The sequence below is a fragment of the Pseudomonas fluorescens genome (assembly GCF_000802965.1).
GTDB classification, from domain to species: Bacteria; Pseudomonadota; Gammaproteobacteria; order Pseudomonadales; family Pseudomonadaceae; genus Aquipseudomonas; species Aquipseudomonas fluorescens_A.
Genome location: NZ_JSAK01000018.1, coordinates 339,694 through 340,915 on the forward strand (window position 1 = coordinate 339,694; position 1,222 = coordinate 340,915).

At 59.2% G+C, this 1,222-nt stretch carries 3 protein-coding genes; all 3 read right to left on the bottom strand.

Annotated features, from left to right (window positions below):
* The coding region (locus NL64_RS30605; protein WP_034149227.1) for an IS66 family transposase zinc-finger binding domain-containing protein at positions 1-537 on the bottom strand (537 nt) is incomplete at its 3' end.
* Between the two features lie 81 nt (positions 538-618).
* A complete protein-coding gene (gene tnpB / locus NL64_RS30610) occupies positions 619-954 on the bottom strand; it encodes an IS66 family insertion sequence element accessory protein TnpB (RefSeq protein ID WP_034149241.1) in 336 nt (111 codons plus the stop codon).
* Positions 954-1,222, bottom strand: a 269-nt coding sequence (locus tag NL64_RS30495) for a hypothetical protein (protein ID WP_216594576.1), incomplete at its 5' end; no start/stop codon positions are given. The genes NL64_RS30495 and tnpB, both read right to left, overlap by 1 nt.

Here is a 1,222-nt window from a genome sequence, read left to right on the forward strand (position 1 = left end):
GCCTTTGTCGATGACATGCGCTGGTACCGGCGCCTGGATCAGCGTCTCGCACTGCTCACAGGCCCATTTCCCACGGATATGGCGTTCGACGGTAAACACGCCGGGTGTGTAGTCGAGCTTTTCGCTGGCATCTTCACCGATGCGCTTGAGGGCGCAGCCGCATTGGCAATGGCTGTTGTCCGGTTCGTGGTGGATCAGCGTACGAGGAAACTGCGCTGGCAGCGGCGCACGCTTGGGTTGCTGGCGCACTTTGGCCGCAGTCGGCGTCGGTTGCAGTGCCTCAAGTTCAGCTTCGATAGCCGCGATGTCGGTGTCGATCAGGTCATCGAGCAAGCTGGCTTGAGCAGGACTTAGTTGCTCGCTGCGCTTGGCAAACTTGAAGCGCTTGAGCAGCGCGATCTCATGGGCCAGTTTCTCGTTGACTGTTTTGTGATGGTGGATTTGCTTGTCCATCGTCTCGACGCGCTGCATCAACTGCGCGGCCAGAGCGCGCAGTTGTTCAGGGTTCAGTTGGTCGAGATTCGGGATGGAAGTCATGCCGCCGATTTTGCCAGAGAGGGCTTTGGGCGGCGATAGACTGATGGGCCAATTGCGCTGGCAAGCTGGCCATGGCAGAACTTAAAGCACAGTGATGACGCCGCCGGCACCGACTCTTTGCCAAGGTAACCCGAGTATCAGGGCCTGAAGCTGTTCTGCATCCAACTCAAGTTCCGAACCATGTCGCACGCCTGGCCAGAAAAAGCGTCCTTGGTGCAACCGACGTGCTGCCAGCCAGATGCCGACGCCGTCATGCACCAGCACTTTCATCCGATTGGCGCGGCGGTTGGCGAAGAGATAAGCACAGTGCGGCTTCGCCGCACCGAACACGGCCACTACCCGTGCAAGCGCGGTGTCGGTGCCCGCGCGCATGTCCATCGGCTCGGTGGCGAGCCAGATGGAATCGATGCGGATCATCAGATTAATCCCCGGACGAATCGGGCACATCCCTCGGGATCGTTGACGGGCCAGTTCACCACGAGGCTCCCATGCTCGCTTGGCACGTCGATTCTGATCGATGGCTCGGGACGATCATGAACGCTGGGTTCTAGTTTCAAAGGGATAAAAGCGGGCAGGTTTTTACTGTCCGCGTCGCGATAAAGCGGAATCCATTTACGCACGAGATTGGCATTGATCCCGTGGCTCAGCGCGACGCTTGCGATGGACGTAAGGGGCCGGCGAACAC

What these genes read in the sequence shown, in the direction of transcription:
- tnpB (WP_034149241.1), bottom strand. Translation starts at nt 954, where the DNA reads ATGATCCGCATCGATTCCATCTGGCTCGCCACCGAGCCGATGGACATG.